Annotated in this window: 15 protein-coding genes; 11 read left to right on the top strand and 4 right to left on the bottom strand. The window is 55.5% G+C overall.

Going from position 1 to position 17,111, the window contains the following annotated elements; genetic code table 11:
• Nucleotides 1–2 precede the first annotated feature (2 nt).
• The 7 genes from DG357_RS12755 to DG357_RS12725 all read left to right on the top strand — a co-directional run bounded on the left by DG357_RS12755 (nucleotide 3) and on the right by DG357_RS12725 (nucleotide 7,936).
• Nucleotides 3–1,055: a zinc-dependent alcohol dehydrogenase gene (locus tag DG357_RS12755; protein ID WP_088205577.1), complete on the top strand. Its 1,053-nt coding sequence runs from the start codon at nucleotides 3–5 to the stop codon at nucleotides 1,053–1,055.
• 17 nt (nucleotides 1,056–1,072) lie between these two features.
• The gene (locus tag DG357_RS12750; protein ID WP_045260650.1) at nucleotides 1,073–1,861 is read left to right on the top strand and encodes a sugar phosphate isomerase/epimerase family protein; all 789 of its coding nucleotides are present in this window, start codon (nucleotides 1,073–1,075) and stop codon (nucleotides 1,859–1,861) included.
• An 11-nt stretch (nucleotides 1,862–1,872) separates the two neighbouring features.
• Nucleotides 1,873–2,931: a Gfo/Idh/MocA family protein gene (locus tag DG357_RS12745; RefSeq protein ID WP_088205609.1), complete on the top strand. Its 1,059-nt coding sequence runs from the start codon at nucleotides 1,873–1,875 to the stop codon at nucleotides 2,929–2,931.
• Nucleotides 2,925–5,204, top strand: a complete 2,280-nt coding sequence (locus DG357_RS12740; protein WP_088205576.1) for a glycoside hydrolase family 65 protein — start codon at nucleotides 2,925–2,927, stop codon at nucleotides 5,202–5,204. The genes DG357_RS12745 and DG357_RS12740 overlap by 7 nt, the downstream gene beginning before the upstream one ends.
• Nucleotides 5,194–5,859, top strand: coding sequence for a beta-phosphoglucomutase (gene pgmB / locus DG357_RS12735; protein WP_045260648.1), 666 nt, complete (start codon nucleotides 5,194–5,196; stop codon nucleotides 5,857–5,859). Before DG357_RS12740 ends, pgmB begins: the two co-directional genes overlap by 11 nt.
• A gap of 13 nt (nucleotides 5,860–5,872) precedes the next feature.
• Nucleotides 5,873–6,955 (top strand): ABC transporter ATP-binding protein, encoded by a 1,083-nt coding sequence (locus DG357_RS12730; protein WP_041909689.1) that lies wholly within the window; start codon nucleotides 5,873–5,875, stop codon nucleotides 6,953–6,955.
• Nucleotides 6,956–7,021: 66 nt separating this feature from the next.
• Entirely contained in the window at nucleotides 7,022–7,936 is a 915-nt protein-coding gene (locus DG357_RS12725; protein WP_088205575.1) for an OmpG family monomeric porin, read from the top strand.
• A gap of 33 nt (nucleotides 7,937–7,969) precedes the next feature.
• Here the strand turns inward: DG357_RS12725 and DG357_RS12720 are convergent, their stop codons facing one another.
• Nucleotides 7,970–8,980 carry a LacI family DNA-binding transcriptional regulator gene (locus DG357_RS12720; protein WP_088205574.1) on the bottom strand — a complete coding sequence of 337 codons (1,011 nt, stop codon included), beginning with the start codon at nucleotides 8,978–8,980 and terminating at the stop codon, nucleotides 7,970–7,972.
• Between the two features lie 155 nt (nucleotides 8,981–9,135).
• On the opposite strand from DG357_RS12720, the gene DG357_RS12715 reads away from it, so the two are divergent.
• The 3 genes from DG357_RS12715 (at nucleotide 9,136) to tyrR (ending at nucleotide 13,236) form a co-directional block, all read left to right on the top strand.
• Entirely contained in the window at nucleotides 9,136–10,533 is a 1,398-nt protein-coding gene (locus DG357_RS12715) for a YcjX family GTP-binding protein (RefSeq protein WP_045260646.1), read from the top strand.
• Complete coding sequence (locus DG357_RS12710; RefSeq protein WP_088205573.1) at nucleotides 10,530–11,582, top strand: YcjF family protein; 1,053 nt, start codon at nucleotides 10,530–10,532, stop codon at nucleotides 11,580–11,582. The genes DG357_RS12715 and DG357_RS12710 overlap by 4 nt, the downstream gene beginning before the upstream one ends.
• A 112-nt stretch (nucleotides 11,583–11,694) precedes the next feature.
• Nucleotides 11,695–13,236, top strand: a complete 1,542-nt coding sequence (gene tyrR, locus DG357_RS12705) for a transcriptional regulator TyrR (protein ID WP_028013361.1) — start codon at nucleotides 11,695–11,697, stop codon at nucleotides 13,234–13,236.
• A gap of 33 nt (nucleotides 13,237–13,269) precedes the next feature.
• Here tyrR and DG357_RS12700 read toward each other — a convergent pair whose 3' ends face one another.
• Both DG357_RS12700 and tpx read right to left on the bottom strand, forming a co-directional pair.
• Entirely contained in the window at nucleotides 13,270–14,478 is a 1,209-nt protein-coding gene (locus tag DG357_RS12700) for an aldose 1-epimerase family protein (RefSeq protein ID WP_048959060.1), read from the bottom strand.
• 275 nt (nucleotides 14,479–14,753) lie between these two features.
• Nucleotides 14,754–15,260 (bottom strand): thiol peroxidase, encoded by a 507-nt coding sequence (gene tpx, locus DG357_RS12695; RefSeq protein WP_028013359.1) that lies wholly within the window; start codon nucleotides 15,258–15,260, stop codon nucleotides 14,754–14,756.
• A 108-nt stretch (nucleotides 15,261–15,368) separates the two neighbouring features.
• Here tpx and ycjG point away from each other — a divergent pair, with 108 nt between their 5' ends.
• Nucleotides 15,369–16,334, top strand: coding sequence for an L-Ala-D/L-Glu epimerase (gene ycjG, locus DG357_RS12690; protein WP_088205572.1), 966 nt, complete (start codon nucleotides 15,369–15,371; stop codon nucleotides 16,332–16,334).
• Here the strand turns inward: ycjG and mpaA are convergent.
• On the bottom strand, nucleotides 16,325–17,038 hold the full coding sequence (gene mpaA / locus DG357_RS12685) for a murein tripeptide amidase MpaA (protein ID WP_069732859.1): 714 nt from the start codon (nucleotides 17,036–17,038) through the stop codon (nucleotides 16,325–16,327). The genes ycjG and mpaA overlap by 10 nt on opposite strands.
• Between the last annotated feature and the right edge of the window lie 73 nt (nucleotides 17,039–17,111).

Raw genomic sequence — 17,111 nt, 5'->3', positions numbered from 1 at the left:
TTATGAAGAAGTTAGTTGCGATAGCGCCACGCGTAGCGGCGCTGGTGGAGTATGAAGACCGTGCTGTGGAAACACATGAAGTGAAAATTCGCGCCCGCTTTGGCGCCCCGAAGCACGGAACGGAAGTCGTGGATTTCCGCGCGGCAAGCCCGTTTATTGATGAAGAGTTCAACGCAGAGTGGCAGATGTTCACGCCGCGTGAAGAGGGTGCTGCGCGCGGTATCGAATTCGGTAAGTTCCAGCTGGGCAACATGATCGTTGGCGACATTATTGAATGCGGTGCAGACGTAACGGAATACCAGATCGGCGACAGCGTCTGCTGCTACGGCCCGCTGCAGGAGACGGTCATTGTTAACGCGGTAAACAACTATAAGCTGCGTAAAATGCCGCAGGGCGCGTCCTGGAAGAATGCCGTTTGCTACGATCCGGCGCAGTTCGCCATGAGTGGCGTGCGAGATGCCAACGTCCGTGTGGGTGACTTTGTTGTCGTGGTCGGTCTGGGAGCCATCGGACAGATTGCGATTCAGCTGGCGAAAAAAGCCGGTGCGTCAGTGGTTATCGGCGTTGATCCGATTGAACACCGCTGTGAGATCGCTCGCCGTCACGGCGCGGACCACTGCCTGAATCCAATCGGTACCGATGTCGGTCTGGAAATTAAAAAGCTGACCGGCAAGCAGGGCGCGGACGTGATCATCGAAACCAGCGGCTTTGCGGATGCGCTGCAGTCCGCGCTGCGCGGGCTCGCCTACGGCGGCACCATCTCCTACGTGGCCTTCGCCAAACCGTTTGCGGCAGGCTTCAACCTGGGCCGCGAAGCACACTTTAACAACGCTAAGATTGTCTTCTCCCGCGCCTGCAGTGAACCGAACCCGGACTATCCGCGCTGGAGCCGCAAGCGTATCGAAGAGACCTGCTGGGAATTGCTGATGAACGGTTATCTGAACTGTGAAGATCTGATCGACCCGGTCGTCACCTTCACCACCAGCCCGGAAAGCTATATGAAGTATGTCGATCAGCATCCGGAACTCAGTATCAAAATGGGCGTCACTTTTTAAGCTAAGGACAGCAAATCATGAAGATCGCAACACAAAACCAGGCCTTTTTCCCGACCAACATCATGGAAAAATTCGAGTACATCAAAGCGATGGGTTTTGATGGCTACGAAATTGACGGCCGTCTGCTGGTGGAAAATCTCGATGAAGTGAAAGCCGCTATCAAAGCCACGGGCCTGCCGGTGACGACAGCATGTGGCGGGTACGATGGCTGGATCGGTGATTTCATCGAAGAACGCCGTCTGAACGGATTACAGCAGATCGAACGCATTCTGGAAGCGCTGGCGGAAGTGGGCGGAAAGGGCATTATCGTGCCTGCTGCCTGGGGCATGTTTACCTTCCGTCTGCCGCCAATGACCTCTCCACGCAGCCTGGACGGTGACCGCAAAGCCGTAAGCGCCTCGCTGCGCTGGCTTGATGAGGTGGCCGCGCGCACCGGCACCACCGTCTACCTGGAGCCGCTGAACCGCTACCAGGATCATATGATCAACACCCTGGCAGACGCGCGTCGTTATATCGAAGAGAACGGCCTGAAGCACGTGCAGATCATCGGTGATTTCTATCACATGAACATTGAAGAAGACTCGCTGACGGACGCGCTGCATCAGAACCGCGATCTGCTGGGTCATGTTCACATTGCAGATAACCATCGCTATCAGCCGGGCAGCGGCAGCCTCGATTTCGCCAGCCTGTTCGATCAGCTGCGTGCCGATAACTATCAGGGATACGTGGTGTATGAATGCCGTGTTCGCGCCGAGGATCCGGCTAAGGCTTATCAGGACTCTCTCACTTATTTGCGTGAATGCTAAGGATGACGAGCGTGATGAGTGCTTCTACACCTTCGCCTCTGCGCGTCGCCATTATTGGCGCCGGGCAGGTCGCGGACAAAGTGCATGCCTCGTATTACGCCACGCGCAGTGATGTTCAAATGGTGGCTGTCATGGACAGCCGCCTTGAGCAGGCACAGGCGTTCGCGGAACGTTATGCTATTCCATCGGCATGGCAGGACGCTCACGAGATGTTGCAGGCAGTAAAACCGGATGTGGTGAGCGTCTGTTCGCCCAACCGGTTCCATTTTGAACATGTGATGGCGGCGCTCGAGGCGGGTTGCCATGTGATGTGTGAAAAGCCCCCGGCGATGACCCCGCTGCAGGCTGATGAGATGCGCATCGCGGCGCGCAAGGCAGGAAAAGTCCTGGCCTATGATTTTCACCATCGCTTTGCCCTGGATACCCAACTCCTGCGCGATGCGGTAATGAACGGAACGCTCGGTGAAGTTTACTTTACCTCAGCGCAGGCGCTGCGTCGCTGCGGTGTGCCGGGGTGGGGCGTTTTTACCAACAAATCGCTACAGGGCGGTGGACCGCTTATTGATATCGGCATTCATATGCTCGACGCCGCAATGTATGTCCTGGGTTTCCCGGCGGTAAAACGGGTGACTGCGCACAGCTTCCAGAGGCTGGGAAACCGTAAAAGCACCGGTCAGTTTGGCGAGTGGGATCCTGCGCAATTTACCGTGGAAGATGCGCTGTTTGGCACGATTGAATTCTGCAACGGCGGCATTTTGCGTCTGGACACCTCCTTTGCGCTTAACATTCGCGAGCAGTCGATCATGAACGTCGCTTTCTGCGGTGAAAAGGCGGGTGCAACGCTGTTCCCGGCGCACATCTACAACGACGAAGCCGGTGTTTTAGAAACCCTTACCCAGCGCGAAGAGGCGGACGATCAGCGCCATCTGCGCAGCATGGATGCCTTCGTACGTCACGTGCTGGGAGAGCCCGTGATGATTGCCGATGCAGAACAGGGACTGGTAATTCAGCAGCTTGTTGGCGCGCTTTATGAATCCGCAGAAACAGGGGAAAGCGTAACACTATGCTGAACGTCTCTGTATTAACCGATCCGGGCTTTTGTCCACACAGCCTGAATAAATACGCCTCCATCATGGCATGCGGCAATGGCTACATGGGCATTCGCGCTGCGCATGAAGAAGAGTACACCCAGCAGATCAGAGGCATGTATCTCGCTGGGCTTTATCATCGCGCGGGGCGCAACGAGACCACCGAGCTGGTCAATCTGCCGGATATCACCGGTATTGATGTAGAGCTGGACGGCGTCAATTTCACCCTCCTGGCTGGGGAAATTCTTGAGTGGCAGCGCGAGCTGGCCTTCGCTAACGGCGAACTGCATCGTAACGTTGTCTGGCGTTCGCCCGACGGCAAGCGCTATCGGCTGGAGAGTCGTCGTTTTGTGTCGCTGGACCAGTTGCCATTAGTGGCTATGCAGCTCGCGATCACGCCTCTTGATGCCGCCACGCATGCCGTGCTGAAAACCGGCATTGATGCGACGCAAACGAACAGCGGCAGACAGCATCTGGATGAACTCTCGGTCAGGGTCTTTGATCAGCACTATATGCAGGGGGTGTATGAAACGCAGGACCGGGCGTCGGAGGTTGTTGTTTCGGCGTTTTGCCAACTCTCCTCGAAAAGTGACAGCTGTTTCACCGCCAAAAATCGGCGTCTCAGCGTACATCATTCACTGACCATTGCTCAGGGTGACACTGTCACGCTTGAAAAGATCGTCTGGGTGACACATCGCAGCGATAAAGCGCTGTCACAGGAGTCTTTTGCGCGCAACGCGCTGGCCGATCTCAAAGTTTCTGCCGCAAGAGGTTACGACGCATTGCTTGAAAGCTCAGGGTATGCCTGGAAAGAGGTCTGGCGTGATGCCCGGGTGGAAGTGACTTCCGCAGAGCAACAGGATCAGATGGCGCTGGATTATGCGGTCTGGCACCTGACCACGATGACGCCTGCCCATGATGAGCGAAGCAGTATCGCTGCGAAGGGGCTGACGGGAGAGGGGTATAAAGGCCACGTCTTCTGGGATACCGAAATTTTCCTGCTGCCTTTCCATCTGTTTACCCGCCCGCAGGTTGCCCGCAGCCTGCTGCGCTATCGCTGGCTTAATCTGGCTGGCGCACGGGAAAAAGCCCGTCGTAACGGCTGGCCGGGCGCGTTGTTCCCATGGGAAAGCGCCGCAAGCGGTGAGGAAGAGACGCCGGAGTTCGCGGCAATCAACATCCGCACCGGGGTACGCCAGAAGGTGGCTTCCGCACTTGCTGAGCATCACATCGTGGCTGATATTGCCTGGGCCGTCGTTGCGTACTGGCAGGCGACGCATGATGACGCCTTTATGCGTAACGAAGGCCTGACGCTGCTGATGGAAACGGCTTTGTTCTGGATGGGACGCGCAACGGACGTCAATGGTCGTCTGGAAATCCATGATGTGATCGGACCGGACGAATACACCGAGCACGTGAACAACAACGCTTACACCAACTATCTGGCCTGGCACAACGTTGCCTGCGCGCGCCAGTTTATGGCGATGTTTGGGCGTGAAGATGAGCGTTTTACGGAGAATGCTGCGCAGTTCCTGGCGCGCTTATGGCTACCGGAGGCCGATGCAGACGGTGTGATCCCGCAGGATGATACCTTCATGGCAAAACCGGCCATCGATCTGAGCCGTTACAAAGCCAAAGCGGGCAAGCAGACGATTCTGCTCGATTATTCCCGCGCGGAAGTGAACGAGATGCAGATCCTTAAGCAGGCCGATGTGGTGATGCTTAACTACCTGCTGCCAGAACGGTTTACGCCACGGCAATGCGCCGCCAATCTGGCGTTCTATGAGCCACGCACGATCCATGATTCCTCCCTGAGCAAGGCCATTCACGGGATTGTGCTCGCGCGCTGCGGTGATACGCAGGGGGCCTATGCCTTCTGGCGCGATGGCATCGCCATTGATTTGGGCGAGGATCCGCACAGCAGCGATGAGGGCATTCATGCCGCGGCAACCGGTGCGATCTGGTCTGGCGCAATTCAGGGATTTGCTGGCCTGCAAATCATTGAAGGGGAACTGCATCTCGCGCCAAAACTGCCTGCTCACTGGCAGAAACTCGCTTTCCCGCTGCGGTGGCGGAACGCAGCAATGCACTTCACGTATGAAAACGAGGTGTTAACCATTGAAACCACGGCGCCTGCCACGCTGACGCTGTGGGGCAAAACGCTGCATGTATCGGAGCGAAAAGTTTGCACCTATAAGGACTTTTCTGTATCCGCATCTGGGACCGCTACCACGGAGGGGCAACATGACGCTTAAGGCTGTTGTATTCGATTTGGACGGTGTGATCACCGATACCGCGCATCTTCACTTTCTGGCCTGGCGTGCCGTGGCGGAGGAAATTGGCATTACCTTCGACGAAGTGTTTAACGAACAGCTTAAGGGAATAAGCCGCATGGATTCCCTCCAGCGCATTTTGAAGCACGGCGGAAAAGAGGGGATGTTTAGTGAGGAGCAGTGCCTGGCGCTTGCGACGAAAAAAAATGCGCTTTACGTCCAGTCGCTGGCATCACTGACGCAGGATTCTCTGCTACCGGGGATCCGCGACGTGCTGGCGGAGATCCGTGCCGCGAAGGTCAAGATTGGGCTGGCATCCGTATCGCTCAATGCCCCAGGGATTTTGCACGCGCTGGGCATTCATCAGGCCTTCGATTTTTGCGCTGATGCTTCCCGCATTTGCCGTTCAAAGCCGGACCCGGAGATCTTCCTTGCGGCCTGTGCGGGGCTGAACGTGCGTCCTGCAGAGGCGATTGGCATTGAAGATGCCGCTGCGGGTGTTGAAGCAATCAACGCCGCAGGAATGCTGTCGGTCGGGATTGGGCCTGGCCTTAACCATGCGGGATTACAACTTCATTCAACGCGGGAACTGACCTGGAAATGCCTGACAGAATTCTGGGCGTCCCGGGCGTATTGATAAGGAATAAATTATGGCTCAACTTTCTCTGAAACATATTCAGAAAATCTATGATAACCAGGTCCACGTGGTTAAGGATTTCAACCTCGAAATTGAAGACAAAGAGTTTATTGTTTTCGTCGGTCCGTCGGGCTGCGGTAAATCCACGACGCTGCGAATGATTGCCGGTCTTGAGGAGATCAGCGCGGGTGAACTGATTATCGACGGCGTGTGCATGAATGACGTGCCTGCCAAATCGCGTGATATCGCGATGGTATTCCAGAACTATGCGCTTTATCCGCATATGACGGTCTACGACAACATGGCGTTTGGCCTGAAAATGCAAAAAATAGCGCCCGCGGTGATTGAAGAACGCGTGAACTGGGCGGCGCAGATTTTAGGGCTACGCGAATACCTGAAGCGTAAACCTGGCGCTTTATCGGGTGGTCAGCGCCAGCGCGTGGCGCTGGGCAGGGCGATCGTGCGCGAAGCGGGCGTCTTCCTGATGGATGAGCCGTTATCCAACCTTGATGCCAAGCTTCGCGTGCAGATGCGTGCCGAAATCAGCAAGCTGCACCAGAAGCTTAACACCACCATGATCTATGTTACGCACGACCAGACGGAAGCCATGACGATGGCGACCCGCATCGTGATCCTGAAAGATGGCATCATTCAGCAGGTGGGTGCGCCGAAGCAGGTATACAACGAGCCGGCCAATATGTTTGTCGCAGGGTTCATTGGCTCTCCGGCAATGAACTTCATTCGTGGCGCTATCGACGATCGCTATTTCGTAACGGAAACGCTGCGTCTGGAGATCCCTGAGGACAAGCTGGCCGAGTTGAATGCGCAAGGTTACCAGCGTAAAGCGGTCGTCTTCGGGATCCGTCCGGAAGACATTCTTACCCTGCAGAGCAGCGGAGAAGATATCGCGGCGAAAGTCAGCGTCGCTGAGCTTACCGGTGCCGAATTTATGCTTTATGCCACCGTGGGCGGACATGAACTGGTTGTCCGCGCAGGCGCGGCCAATGACTACGTAGCCGGAGATACTATCGGAATTCAGTTCGATATGAATAAGTGCCATTTCTTCGACGCCGATACCGAAGCGGCTATTAGATAAGAAAGGTGTTTGCCGGAAATGCAAATTTCCGGTTTTTTTGTTTGTTAATTATAAAGGGAATATTTAATGAGTACTCTACTAAGAAGTGCTGCGCTCGTTCTGTGCGCAGGGGTTAGCTGTGCGCAAGCAACAGAACCCGCAAAGCAGTGGGCGTTTAATATCGGTGCCATGTATGAAATTGAAAACGTCGAAGGTCAGGGCGACGATAAAGATGGATTATATGAACCCTCCGTATGGTTTAATGCAACATGGGATGCCTGGACAATCTCTCTGGCAATGTATCAGGAAGGGCCGGTTGATTATAGCAGCATGACGCGTGGCACCTATTTCGATCGCCCGGAATTTGAATTGCGCTACCGCTTTATCGGCACCGATGATTTTACGTTCGGTCTGACCGGTGGCTTCCGCAATTATGGTTATCACTTTAAAGATGAACACGGCGCCAAAGACGGCAGCGCTAATATGCAGCGCTATAAAGTTCAGCCTGACTGGGATATAAAATTAACCGACGACTGGCGCTTTAGCGGCTGGTTTGCCATGTATCAGTTTGCCAACGATCTGGAAAAAACCGGTTATTCGGACAGCCGCGTCGAGACCGAAACCGGTTTTACCTGGACCATCAACGAAACGTTCTCTGCGAAAGTAAATTATTATTTAGAGCGCGGCTTCAATATGGACAGCTCACGTAATAACGGCGAGTTTTCTACCCAGGAAATTCGTGCCTACCTGCCGATTTCGTTAGGCCAGACGACGTTAACGCCTTATACCCGTCTGGGACTCGATCGCTGGTCAAACTGGGACTGGCAGGACGATCCGACGCGTGAAGGACATGATTTCAACCGTCTGGGTATGCTGTACGCCTATGATTTTAACAACGGTTTATCCATGACGCTGGAATATGCCTACGAATGGGAAAACCATGACGAAGGTGAGAGCGATCGCTTCCACTACGCAGGTGTCGGCGTGAACTACGCGTTCTGATCATGATTAACCAGGGGCGATTGCCCCTGGTTATTAGCGCAAGGACGCCGCAGCCGAAAAATGCGTATCAACCAAAATCTTATGCGGCGCAGGTTTACCCGCAATACGCTTAAACAACACGTTGCAGCTCTCTTCGCCGAGCTTTCTCGTCGGAATATCAAACCCGCCTGGCGCAGGGGTTAAAACGAGAGACAGCATCGGATCGCTGTAGCCTGCCATAACAACCTGCTCGGGAACCATCAGATTTAACTCATCCGCTGCACGATAAAGACCCAATAATTTCATACTGTCAGTAGCAAAAACGGCATTGGGTGGGTTGTCAGACGAGAGTAATTTGCAGGCTGCCTGGAGCGCGCTTTCATGGGTATATCCGCCATCAATGACCCAGTCTGGATTAATGGCGATACCCTGCTTCTCAAGGCTGGATTTATAACCCGCAAGGCGATCGATAGAAACGTGATAATCGAGCGGGGCATGCAGACAAGCAATTTTTGTTCGCCCATGTTTAATAAACGAATCGACCAGAATAGCGCTGTCGTGAAAATTGTCCGTATCAACAGAATAAATATTCTGGAACTTTCCTTCTACTTTTCCAATAACCACCACGGGCACACCGTATTCGTCCAGCGTGGTGAAAAAAGATTCGTTTGCGGGTGAACTCAGCATGATGATCCCTTTGATCATCTTCTGCTTTATTTTTCCCACGCACTTCTGCAGATCGTCCTCACTGCTTTTCGAGGTTTGTAAAATAACGTCAAACCCTTCCTCTTCCGCTTTTGCCGTAATGGCGTGAAGAACATCGGAGAAAAAAGGGTTACCGGCAGTAGTTTTAGTCGAGCGGGTCGAAATAACCATAATGGCATCAAAGCCAGAAGAGGTCAGGGCGCGGGCCAGTTTGTTGGGCTGATAATTTAATTCGTCTATCGCCTTAAGCACTTTGTCTCGCGCTTCAGGGGAAATATTCGTTTGTTTATTCAGAACGCGGGAAACGGTTGATTTCGATACGCCCGCAACCCGTGCGATATCATAGATGGTGGGTGACATACACCTTACTCACTCCGGACTGACAGCAATGTCGTTCATCTTACTGGAGAGAAAACGGCAATAGCAATAAATAAGAATTGATAATCAACGATCTGCCCCCATTTATTGTATTCTGAAGCCATACATTCCTGGCTTCCGGGCAATGAAGGATGGCGATGAAGCGATTTAAGAACGAACTCAATTCACTGGTGAACCGCGGCGTTGATCGACATCTGCGTCTGGCCGTTACCGGCCTGAGCCGCAGCGGTAAGACGGCGTTCATCACCGCGATGGTAAACCAGTTGCTGAATCTGCACGCCGGCGCGCGGCTGCCGTTGCTCAGCGCCGTGCGCGAAGAGCGTCTGCTGGGCGTTAAGCGCGTCCCTCAGCGTGATTTTGGCATACCGCGTTTTACCTACGACGAAGGGCTGGCGCAGCTTTACGGCGATCCGCCCGCGTGGCCGACGCCAACGCGAGGCGTCAGTGAAATTCGCCTTGCGCTGCGCTTTCGTTCTAATGAATCGCTGATACGTCACTTTAAGGATACCTCAACCCTGTATCTGGAAATCGTCGATTATCCCGGCGAATGGCTGCTCGACCTGCCGATGCTGGCGCAGGACTACCTCAGCTGGTCCCGCCAGATGACGGGCTTGTTGCAAGGGCAACGCGCAGAGTGGTCAACGAAATGGCGACAGCTGTGCGAGGGCCTTGATCCGCTGGCACCTGCGGATGAAAACCGTCTGGCGACCATTGCTGAAGCCTGGACGGACTATCTGCATCAGTGCAAACAGGAAGGGCTGCACTTCATCCAGCCGGGCCGTTTTGTCTTGCCGGGTGATTTAGCAGGCGCGCCCGCGCTGCAGTTCTTTCCGTGGCCGGATGTGGACGGCGCAGGCGAGTCGAAGCTGGCACAGGCCGACAAACACACGAATGCCGGCATGCTGCGCGAGCGTTACAATTACTACTGCGAAAAGGTGGTCAAAGGTTTTTATAAAAACCACTTTTTACGTTTCGACCGCCAGATTGTGCTGGTGGATTGCCTGCAGCCGCTCAACAGCGGGCCGCAGGCATTTAACGATATGCGCCTCGCGCTGACGCAGCTGATGCAGAGTTTCCACTACGGGCAGCGGACGCTGTTTCGTCGTCTGTTCTCACCGGTGATCGACAAGCTGCTGTTTGCGGCCACAAAAGCCGATCACGTTACGGTCGATCAGCACGCCAACATGGTTTCTCTGCTGCAGCAGCTGGTGCAGGACGCCTGGCAAAACGCCGCGTTTGAAGGCATCAGTATGGATTGTCTTGGGCTCGCATCGGTGCAGGCGACCCAAAGCGGCCTGATTGACCTTAACGGCGAGAAAATACCAGCATTACGCGGGAATCGACTCAGTGACGGCGAGCCGCTTACCGTCTATCCCGGCGAAGTGCCCGCGCGGCTGCCGGGCCAGGCCTTCTGGCAGAGCCAGGGCTTCCAGTTTGAAGCCTTCCGCCCTCAGACCATGAGCGTCGATCGGCCGTTACCGCACATCCGTCTGGATGCGGCGCTGGAGTTTTTGATTGGAGATAAATTGCGATGACGGAACCGTTAAAACCGCGCATAGACTTTACCGGAACGCTTGAGCCCGAGCGTCAGGACGCCTTTAAAACGGCGCAGACGTTCAGCGGCGCGCAGGCGGAGAACTTTGCCCCGGCGCTGCCGGACGATCCCGCCGTCGAAGACGGTCCGGCGGAGGCGGCCGTGGAAGCCGCTCTGCGTCCTAAACGCAGCCTGTGGCGCAAGATGGTCACCGCCGGTCTGGCGCTGTTTGGCGTCAGCGTGGTCGGGCAGGGCGTCCAGTGGGCGATGAACGCCTGGCAAACCCAGGACTGGGTTGCGCTGGGAGGATGTGCCGCGGGCGCGCTCATCGTGGGGGCGGGCGTCGGGTCGGTTTCCACCGAGTGGCGCCGCCTCTGGCGTTTGCGACAGCGCGCGCACGAGCGCGATGAAGCGCGGGATCTCCTCCACAGCCACGGCACTGGCAAAGGCCGCGCCTTCTGTGAAAAACTGGCCAGCCAGGCCGGTATCGATCAGTCGCATCCGGCGCTCCAGCGCTGGTACGCCGCCATCCATGAAACCCAGAACGACCGGGAGGTGGTCACGCTCTATTCCCATATGGTTCAGCCGGTGCTGGATGCCCAGGCGCGGCGTGAGATTAGCCGCTCGGCGGCGGAATCCACGCTGATGATTGCCGTCAGCCCGCTGGCGCTGGTGGATATGGCCTTTATCGCCTGGCGTAACCTGCGCCTCATCAACCGTATCGCGAACCTTTACGGCATAGAGCTGGGTTACTACAGCCGGCTCAGGCTGTTCAAACTGGTCCTGCTCAATATCGCCTTTGCGGGCGCGAGCGAGCTGGTGCGCGAAGTGGGAATGGACTGGATGTCGCAGGATCTGGCGGCGCGTCTTTCAGCCCGTGCAGCCCAGGGCATTGGCGCGGGCTTGCTGACGGCGCGTTTGGGTATCAAAGCGATGGAGGTGTGCCGTCCGCTGCCGTGGATTGATGGCGATAAGCCGCGGCTGGGGGATTTCAGGCGTGAACTGATCGGTCAGCTGAAAGAAACGCTCAATAAAAAACCGTCTCCTTAAGGCTTTGTTCACTAATCGTGCTGGCTGTCAATATTTGTTGACAGCCATCTTCCGGTTCACCGAGTTCTGACATATCATTTTAACGTTATTGGCTTAAAACGGTGAATTTCCCATGCGTCTTGAAGTCTTCTGTGAAGACCGTCTCGGTCTTACCCGCGAATTACTCGATCTTCTTGTTTTACGTAGCATTGATTTACGTGGCATTGAGATCGATCCTGTCGGGCGAATTTACCTCAATTTTGCCGAAATTGAATTTAACACCTTCAGCAGCCTGATGGCGGAAATCCGCCGTATCGCTGGCGTTACGGATGTACGCACCATCCCCTGGATGCCCTCCGAACGTGAGCACCTCGCCCTGAGCGCGCTGCTTGAAGCGATGCCCGAACCGTTCCTCTCTTTGGATCTGAAAAGTAAAGTCGAGCGCGTTAACCATGCGAGCTGCCAGCTTTTCGCGCAGAGCCAGGAGAAGCTCAGCAGCCACCACGCCGCGCAGCTGATTCCCGGTTTTAACTTTCAGCGCTGGCTGGACAGCAACCCGCAGAATACGCACAGCGAGCATGTGGTGATTAACGGGCAGAATTTCCTGATGGAGATCACACCGGTCTATCTGAAAGGAGAAGGAAATAGTCGCGTATTGACCGGGGCGGTGATCATGCTGCGCTCGACGCTACGCATGGGGCGCCAGCTGCAAAACCTCTCCAGCCAGGACGTTGGCGCATTCAGCCAGATTATTGCCGTCAGCCCGAAAATGCGCCACGTGGTTGACCAGGCGCGTAAGCTTGCCAGCCTGACCGCGCCGCTGCTGATTACCGGCGATACCGGTACCGGGAAAGATCTGCTGGCGCACGCCGTGCACCTGGCAAGCCCGCGTGCGGCAAAACCGTATCTGGCGCTTAACTGCGCTTCAATTCCAGAAGATGCCGTCGAAAGCGAGCTGTTTGGACACGCGCCGGAAGGCAAGAAAGGGTTCTTCGAGCAGGCCAACGGCGGCTCCGTGCTGCTGGACGAGATCGGCGAAATGTCGCCGCGTATGCAGGCTAAACTGCTGCGTTTCCTGAACGACGGCACCTTCCGCCGCGTCGGTGAGGATCACGAAGTGCATGTGGACGTGCGCGTCATTTGCGCCACCCAGAAGAACCTGGTGGAACTGGTGCAAAAGGGGATTTTCCGCGAAGATCTCTATTACCGCCTCAACGTCCTGACGCTGAACATTCCACCGCTGCGCGATTGTCCGCAGGACATCATGCCGCTAACGGAACTGTTTGTGGCCCGCTTTGCCGACGAGCAGGGTGTTCCACGTCCGAAACTGTCTGCAGATCTCGGCACGGTGTTAATGCGCTACGGCTGGCCGGGCAACATTCGTCAGCTTAAAAACGCCGTTTATCGCGCGCTGACCCAGCTGGAAGGGTATGAACTGCGCCCTCAGGACATTCTGTTGCCGGATTACGACGCCGGGACGGTATCGGTAGGCGAAGAAGCGATGGAAGGCTCGCTGGATGATATCACCAGCCGCTTCGAGCGATCCGTGCTGACGCAGCTGTACCGCAGCTACCCCAGCACCCGCAAACTGGCAAAACGGCTTGGCGTCTCGCATACCGCGATTGCGAATAAGCTACGTGAGTATGGATTGAATCATAAGAAAGGTGACGAATAACAAAAAGCCTCTGTAAAGAGGCTTTTTTAATGCTTATTCCTTCGCCAGCGGCGTGGTCACGATCTCTGTTTTTGTCTCGCCCTGAATCGATGCAATCCTGCTTTCGACGTCCTTCACCTGCTGCGCGCTGTGTAGCAGGGTATAGGTCAGGTCAAATTGAGCGCTGGCGCCTGGTTGCAGCTGCTTAACCCGCTTCTGCTCGCGTTCAATGGTGACGGGGTAGGCGTAGCTGGTGCCTGGCTCAATCCCCGTGACATAGCCCTGTTTCGGCGTATCGGTATTTTTCCACAGGGTCAGCACGGGCAGCTGGCGGGTATCAAACTGAATTGACGCGCCTTTGTCACCGGCTTTATTCACCACCGCCGCGAGGGTTTCATGGTTGCTGTCCGCAAGCGGTTTGATGTTAAAGACCATCTCATCAAAGCCTTTTGTCGGCCCGGCGTAGGTTTGCCAGTCGTTAACGCCCGCTTTCGCGTAATCATTGAACGGGCTCACGCTTGCCGCCGGGGCAAGGAAGCGCGCGCCTTCTTCGAGGACAGGCGCCCCGAAGTTGCTATGGTAGATGATCTGATAGTCATGAGGGTAATCGGCATGGTTCGTCAGAACGTCATGCAGGCTGAACTGGTTGGTTCCTGGAACGTAACGCAGTTCGGTCATGGTTTGCAGATCTGCTTTTTTAAAGGTGCTTTCTTTGATGAGACCGCGAATACGAATTTCATGCGGGGCAGCATCCGCAATTTCTACCTCCACCTGGGAAGCCGGCGTATTCCCCGCCTTGCCATGCAGGGTGTAAATCTGGCCGTCAGCGGTGACCGGGTGCCCCGTCCATTCGTAGCCACAGCGGACCATCATCTCGTTGAAACCTTCCAGCCAGCCAAGTCCGTTTCGGCTTTCCAGATTGATATACGCCGGATTAACGACCTCTTTAACGGGGGAGTTCCAGCCCAGCCTGGTGCCAAAGCCCTCCACATGCAGAAGGTTCATCCCGCGCGTCGGGCTTAAGGTGATGGTCAGGCCGTTTTTACTGCTAATAACGATCACTTTACTACCTTCCTGCTTGCCGCCGTGCAACACTTTTTGCTCAATGCTGAACGTTCGATCGTTAATTTTCAGCTCATCGCTGGAAATCTTCCAGTTTCCTTTTTCCACGCTGCTTTCAGCGCTTGTCAGCACCCAGGTTTTTGCTGCGGCATGGCCAGAAACCAGTACCGAAAGGAGCGTTAAAGCCAGTTTTATTTTCATATTTATCCCTTTTTGCTGAAACGATTATTTAACTTCGTAAGCAAATCTAATGTTTTGGCGATAAGGGAAATGTGATGCGCCTCACTGAGGGTAAATTCAGGGTTGTTTAACGATCAATATGCGGGTCTGATCGCTATTTTGCTGAATTACAGAAACTTAATTGCGTTAATTTTGTGACGCAAGCTCATTGTTGCTTTAACGATTCAGCCAGTAATTAATAAAAAACCCCGCCATAGCGAGGTTTTGAAAAAGCGGTATAGAATGCTAAGTAATGATTATGCTTTCAGCTTTTCCAGCGCGGCGGTGTAATCCGGCTCGGTAGTGATTTCATTAACCAGTTCGCTGAAGATGACAGTGTCGTTTTCATCAAGAACCAGTACCGCGCGTGCTGCCAGGCCTTTCAGAGGGCCTTCGGCGATGCTGACGCCGTAGTTTTCGAGGAAATCCGGGCTGCGCAGGGTGGAGAGGGTGATAACGTTGCTCAGGCCTTCAGCGCCGCAGAAGCGAGACTGGGCGAACGGCAGGTCAGCAGAAATGCACAGCACAACGGTGTTGTCCATTTCAGTTGCCAGCTGGTTGAACTTACGCACGGATGCGGCGCAAACACCGGTATCAATGCTCGGGAAAATGTTCAGCACTTTGCGTTTGCCCGCAAACTGAGCCAGTGTGACGTCAGACAGATCTTTAGCCACCAGAGTAAAAGCCTGCGCTTTGCTGCCAGCCTGCGGAATGGAACCTGCAACAGCAACCGGGTTGCCCTGGAAATGAACGAGTTGTGACATAGATATCTTCCTGTTTACATATAGTTAACGTCGGGGCTAGTGTATGTCATCCGCGGATAACACGGCAAACCAAATTTTTTCGCCTTTCCGGGCTGCAAGGAGTCAGTGATGAGAAGTGTTAAGGTCTATGAAGAAGCCTGGCCATTGCATACCCCGTTTGTGATCTCCCGCGGAAGCCGAAGCGAAGCCAGCGTGGTGGTCGTTGAAATCGAAGAGGACGGTTTTAAAGGCGTAGGGGAGTGCACGCCTTACCCGCGCTATGGTGAAAGCCTCGCGTCAGTGATGGCGCATATCATGACGCTGGTGCCAGACCTGCAAACCGGGCTCACGCGCGAGGCATTACAGCAGCGTTTGCCCGCCGGGGCCGCACGTAACGCCATTGATAGTGCGCTCTGGAGTCTCGAGGCGGCGAAACAGCAGCAACCCCTGACAGCATTGCTGGGCGTGGCGCTGCCGGAATCGGTGGCTACCGCGCAAACGGTAGTGATTGGCGAGCCGGAACAGATGGCCGCCAGCGCCAAAGCGCTTTATGACACCGGGGCCCGGCTGCTGAAGGTGAAGCTCGACGATCGTCTGATTAGCGAGCGGATGGTCGCCATTCGCGCGGCGGTACCCTCAGCCACGCTGATTGTTGATGCAAATGAATCATGGCATCCAGAAGGGCTGGCCGCCCGCTGTCAGCTGCTGGCCGACCTGGGGGTGGCCATGCTGGAGCAGCCTCTGCCAGCAAAAGATGACGCGGCGCTGAAGAACTTTATCCATCCGTTGCCCGTTTGTGCGGATGAAAGCTGTCATACCCGCGCGAGCTTGAGCGAGCTGCAGGGCCGCTACGAGATGATTAATATTAAGCTCGACAAGACCGGCGGGCTGACAGAGGCGCTGGCCCTGGCGGCAGAAGCCCGGGCGCAAGGTTTTTCACTGATGCTGGGCTGTATGCTCTGTACGTCCCGGGCAATCGGCGCGGCGCTACCGCTTGTCAATCAGGTCCGTTTCGCCGATCTGGACGGCCCGACGTGGCTGGCGGTTGACGTCTCTCCCGCGCTCCATTTTACCAGCGGCGTGCTTCATCTCTGAGGCTGCCAGCGTAAAAGATCCACCATGGCTTTTAAGTATTTTTCGCTGGCCTCGTCGGAGGAGATCGGCGGGAATTCAGCGGTTATGCAGGGCAGGCTCAAATCGGCGCACCAGCTACCGAAGGAGCCTGGCGTTTCATAGCCCACGCTGGTCACGAGCGGCAGGGCGAAAGCGTCTGCCAGCCACGCGCCAAGCTCGGAGTGACGCGGATCTTCAATACAGGCCAGCGGATCGTGGAAGGAGACCACCCACGCGGGGTGGATCTTATGGATTAGCTGGCACAGCGCCTGGGTTTCCGGCTCTGAGCCCGGCTTATCTCCCGTTAGCAGAACCACATCACGCTCCTCGGCGGAGCTGTTCCAGCGATACACCGTTTCCCCGGCGCGCCAGTTTGCTGATGGAAAATTACGGTTTAAGTCAACGCCTCGCGCATTGGCGCGAAGACCCAGCTGGCAGCCGTCCGGGTTAACCGCCAGAATCACGTGATGACGCCGTAATGACGGCGTCAGCGTCCGCAGCGCACATGAAAGCGTCACGATGGAGGAGTTTTCATCCCCGTGCGTGCCGGCAAGAATCAAGCCGCTTTCGCGGTCTGCGTCGGGGGCGGGGAACCAGATCAGCGATGCGCCTAAAAAGGAGCGGCCATATTGCTCAGCGCCCGGCGGAAAGGCGCCGCGTTCCGCTCTCGGTCGGGTGGTTACCATACGAAATCCTGATAAAGAAGTCACTACTGGCAGTGTTGTGCAAAACCCGCTGTTAATCAAATAGTTTCCGTAA

It is taken from the genome of Enterobacter bugandensis, from assembly GCF_900324475.1.
GTDB classification, from domain to species: Bacteria; Pseudomonadota; Gammaproteobacteria; order Enterobacterales; family Enterobacteriaceae; genus Enterobacter; species Enterobacter bugandensis.
This window is presented reverse-complemented; position numbering and strand designations above follow the sequence as displayed.